Annotated in this window: 3 protein-coding genes; all 3 read right to left on the bottom strand. The window is 73.4% G+C overall.

The window, feature by feature from the left end:
- Nucleotides 1–16: 16 nt before the first annotated feature.
- Nucleotides 17–391, bottom strand: coding sequence for a hypothetical protein (locus PKE44_RS15260; RefSeq protein ID WP_324552739.1), 375 nt, complete (start codon nucleotides 389–391; stop codon nucleotides 17–19).
- Nucleotides 392–495: 104 nt separating this feature from the next.
- Nucleotides 496–3,621 (bottom strand): efflux RND transporter permease subunit, encoded by a 3,126-nt coding sequence (locus tag PKE44_RS15255; RefSeq protein ID WP_324552736.1) that lies wholly within the window; start codon nucleotides 3,619–3,621, stop codon nucleotides 496–498.
- 16 nt (nucleotides 3,622–3,637) lie between these two features.
- Nucleotides 3,638–4,691: HlyD family efflux transporter periplasmic adaptor subunit (locus tag PKE44_RS15250; protein WP_324552733.1), on the bottom strand; the 1,054-nt coding region annotated here is incomplete at its 5' end.

Raw genomic sequence — 4,691 nt, 5'->3', positions numbered from 1 at the left:
GCCGGGGCAGGCGGGCTCACGGTTCCAGCCGCGCCTGCACCGGCGGCCGCCCCGGCAGCCGGATCGAGACGACGGCCTTGCTGCCGGCGGCGAGCGCCGTCGGATAGCGCAGGCAGTTGCCGTCGGCCGGCGTGAGTTCCTGCGCGCCGGCGCCGGCGACGATGATCCGGCCGCCGGCCTGCGCGCTCGGGATCGGGGCGCCGCTGCCGTGATCGCTGAGGCAGATGGTGTTGCGCGCGCCGATCCATTCGAGCACGACCTCGCCGGACTCGATCAGCGTGCCGCCGTGCGCGCCGGTGGCGGCGTCGCCGTGGGCGAGGACGGCCGCCGGCAGGCCGGCCAGCGCGACGAGGAACAGCTTCGGAAACAGGGTGTTAAACGGCGTATTCATGGCTTCGGAACTCCGGATCAGTCGGGGGGATGCAGGCGGGCAGCGCGCAGGGCCGGGGCCGGCCGGCGAGGCGCGGATCGCCGGCAGCCGGCCGCCGGTGCCCATCAGTAGCGCTCCTCGCCGCCGGCCGCCGCGAGCCTCAGCGCCGCCGCGCGGCCGAAGCGGCGGAACAGCACCGGCGTCAGGATCGTGTCGAGCACGGTCGAGCTGATCAGGCCGCCGAAGATCACGACCGCGACCGGGTACAGGATCTCGCGCCCCGGCGCGTCCGGCGTCAGCAGCAGCGGCACCAGGCCGGTGGCCGCGACCAGCGCCGTCATCAGCACCGGCGTCAGGCGTTCGAGGCTGCCGCGGATGATCATCGCGTCGCTGAAGTCCTCGCCCTCGTGCAGCATCAGGTTCAGGTAGTGGCTGACCTTCAGGATGCCGTTGCGCGTGCTGATGCCGGCGAGCGTGATGAAGCCGACCAGACTCGCGACCGACAGCACCTGCCCGGCCAGCCACAGCGCCGCCACGCCGCCGACGGTCGCGAGCGGGATGTTGGCCATGATCAGCAGCGCGAACACCACCGCGCGGTAGCGCGCGTACAGCACGACGAAGATCAGCCCGACCGCGGCGAGCGCCAGCCCGGCGATCAGCCGCGTCGCCGATTCCTGGGCCTGGAACTGGCCTTCGAGCGTCGTGTGGTAGCCCTCGGGCAGCGGCGTTGCCGCCAGCAGCGCGCGCAGGTCGGCGACGATCGCCGCCATGTCGCGGCCATCGCCGTTGGCCGAGATCACGATGCGCCGGCGGCCGTCGTCGCGGGCGATCTGGTTCGGGCCGACGGTCTCGATGATGTCGGCGACCAGGCGCAGCGGAATCCAGCCGCCCGGCGTGCCGACCAGCAGCTCGCCGAGGCGCTGCGGCGTGCGCTCGGCCTCGGCCAGACGCAGCACCAGCTCGTAGCGCCGTTCGCGCTCGATCAGCTGCGTGACGACGCGGCCGTTGACCAGCGTCTCCAGCGCCTCGCCGAGCGCCGCCGGCGTCACGCCGTAGCGTGCGGCGCGCGCGTAGTCGAGCTGCACCTGCACCTGCGGGATCGGCACCTGCTTCTCGAGCTGCACGTCGACGAGGCCGGGCAGCGTGCGCAGTTTTTCCTCCAGCCCGGCGGCGAGGCCGCGCAGCGTGTCCGGGTCATCGCCGAACAGCTTCAGCGCGATCTGCGCGCGCACGCCCGAGAGCAGGTGATCGAGCCGGTGCGAGATCGGCTGGCCGATGTTGACCGCCGCCGGCAGCAGTGCGAGCCGCGCGCGCAGCTCGGCGAGCACGACGGCGCGCGGACGTTCCGAAGGCTTCAGGTCGACATCGATCTCGCTCGAATGCACGCCCTCGGCGTGCTCGTCGAGTTCGGCGCGGCCGGTGCGCCGGCCGGTGTGCACGACCTCGGGCACCGACAGCAGCAGGCGCTCGGCCAGCGTGCCGATGCGGTTCGACTCGGCGAGCGAGGTGCCGGGGTTCAGCAGCAGGCTGACCGTGTAGCTGCCCTCGTTGAAGGCCGGCAGGAAGGCACGCGGCAGCTGCGTGAGGCCGTAGCCGGCCGCGAGCACCAGCCCGACCGCGGCCAGCGCCAGCCCCTGCGTGTGCCGGAACGACCAGCCGAGCAGGCGCGCATCCTGGCGCTTGAGCCAGGCCACCAGCGGGCTGTCACCGTGTTCGAGCACGCCCCCGCGCGCGAGCAGGTAGTGGCAGAGCACCGGCGTCACCGTCACCGACACCAGCATGCTCGCGAGCATCGACACCATGTAGGCGATGCCGAGCGGCGTGAACAGCCGCCCCTCGATGCCGGCGAGCGCGAACAGCGGCACGAACACCAGCACGATGATCAGCGTCGCGTAGAAGATCGCCGAGCGCACCTCGAGCGTCGCCTGCGCGATCACCGCGAGCGCCGGGCGCGGCTCGGCGAGCGCCCGGTTCTGGCGCAGCCGCCGCAGCACGTTCTCGACGCCGACCACGGCATCGTCGACCAGCTCGCCGATCGCGATCGCGAGTCCGCCGAGCGTCATCGTGTTGATCGAAAGCCCGAACGCCTCGAACACCAGCACCGCCACCAGCAGCGACAGCGGGATCGCGGTCAGCGAGATCAGCGTCGTGCGCACGTTGAGCAGGAACAGGAACAGCACGATCGCGACCATGATCGCGCCGTCGCGCAGCGCATCCTCGACGTTGCCGACCGCGGCCGAGATGAAGTTCGCCTGCCGGAACAGCACCTCGACCTGCACGCCGGGCGGCAGCGTGCGCGCGAGATTCGCGAGCGTCGCGTCGATGCGCCGGCTCAGGTCCACGGTGTCGGCGCTCGGCTGCTTCTGCACCGAGACGATGACGCCGGGCCGGCCGTCGACGCTGGCGTCGCCGCGCTTGGTGCGCGCGGCGACGCGCACGCTGGCGAGCTGCTTGAGGTACACCGGCCGGTCGTCGCGCACCGCGACCACCAGCCCTTCGAGATCGGCGATGCGGGCGCTGCGCCCGAGCGCGCGGATCAGCACCTCGCGCCCGCCGTGATCGAGGAAGCCGCCGCTGACGTTGGCGCCGAAGCCCTGCAGCGCCTCGACGAGCTGCTGCGGCGTCACGTCGAGGTCCTCCATCAGCGCCGGGTCGGGCACGACCTGGATCTGGCGCACCTCGCCGCCGATCGGGATCGCCTGCGCAACGCCGGCGATGGCGAGCAGCTGCGGGCGCAGCGTCCAGTCGGCCAGATCGCGCAGCTGCATCGGCGTCACGGCTTCGCCGCCGTGCCCGTCGCCGCTGCCGTCGCCGGCCTTCAGCGCGATCAGCATGATCTCGCCCATGATCGACGTGACCGGCCCCATCTGCGGCACGATGCCCGGCGGCAGCTGCGCCTGCACGCTGCCGATGCGCTCGGCGACCTGCTGGCGGTTGCGGAACACGTCGGTGCCCCAGTCGAACTCGACGTAGAGCACCGACAGGCCGACGCCGGACACCGAGCGCACGCGGCGCACGCCGGCCAGGCCGTTCATCGCGGTTTCGAGCGGCACCGTGACCAGGCTCTCGACCTCCTCGGGCGCCATGCCCTCGGCTTCGGTCATCAGCGTCACGGTCGGGCGGTTGAGGTCCGGGAACACATCGACCGGCAGTTCGCGTGCGAGCTGCACGCCCCAGACCAGCAGCACCAGCGCGGCGACCAGCGTCGGCAGGCGCAGCGCCAGGCTGGTGCGGATCAGGCGATCGAACATGACGGCGCCCTCCGCTTCAGCGCAGCTGCGCGAGCAGGCTCGCGCCAATGACCAGGAAGCGCTCGCCGTCGGCCAGCCCCCCGGTGACCAGCACGCGCTCGCCGTCGAGCGGCTGGACCTGCACGCGCCGCGGCACGAAGCGCTCGATGCCGGCCTGCACCCAGACGCGCGACTCGCCATCGGCCCCGCGCACGAGGGCGGCGACCGGCAGCGGCACGCCGCGGCTGCGGCTGCGCGTCTGCAGCAGCAGCCGCACCGGCTGGCCGGCGCTGAGGCCGCGGCCGTCCCCGTCGACGCGCCACTGCATCGGCAGGCCCTGGGCGCGCCGCTCGAAGCCCATGCCGAGGAAGCCGAGCCGGTACGTGCGGCCGTTGTCGGTTTCGGCGAGTGCGGCGTCGATGTTGCCGGCGAGGCCGGCATCGAACACCACGGCCTCGACCCACCAGGCGCCGGGGTCGAGGATCTCGACCAGCGTCTCGCGCGCCTCGACGATCTGGCCGGCGACCAGCGTGCTGCGGCTGACGACGCCATCGACCGGCGCGCGCAGCGGCTCGCGCCCGCCGAGTCCGGTGCCGAGCGCCGAACGGCGCTTGCGCAGGCCGGCAAGCTCGGTGCGCGCCTCGTCGATCTCGCGCTGCGCGACGCTGCCGGCGAGCTGCTGCAGCCGGCTCAGGCGCTGCGTGGCCAGTTCGATCTGGCTGTCGAGCTCGGCGAGTCCGGCGCTCTGGCCGGCGGCTTCGAGGCTCGCCGCCAGCGGCTCCAGCCAGGCCAGCACCTCGCCGGCGCGCACCGGCTGGCCGAGGTGCGCGATGCCGCCGGCCGCCGGCACGATGCGTCCGGCCTGCGGTGCCTGCACGCGGCCGCTGCGGTTCGGATCGGCGATCAGATGCCCCGGCACGACCACGGTCTGCGCGAGCGTCGCCATCGCCGCGAGCTGCGTGCGCAGCCCGAGCAGGCGCCCGACCGGCTTCGGCACGAACACGCTGCCATCGGGCAGCCGCCGCGGCGCATCGCCGGTCAGCGTCGCCGGCAGCGGCGCGGCCTCGTCGTGACCGTGATCCTCGCCACCG

Origin of the sequence: Plasticicumulans sp. (assembly GCF_035331805.1) — a bacterium.
In the GTDB taxonomy this organism is placed as follows: Bacteria; Pseudomonadota; Gammaproteobacteria; order Competibacterales; family Competibacteraceae; genus Plasticicumulans.
The sequence above is the reverse complement of the archived record's forward strand: the minus strand, read 5'-3'. Positions and strand labels throughout refer to the sequence as shown.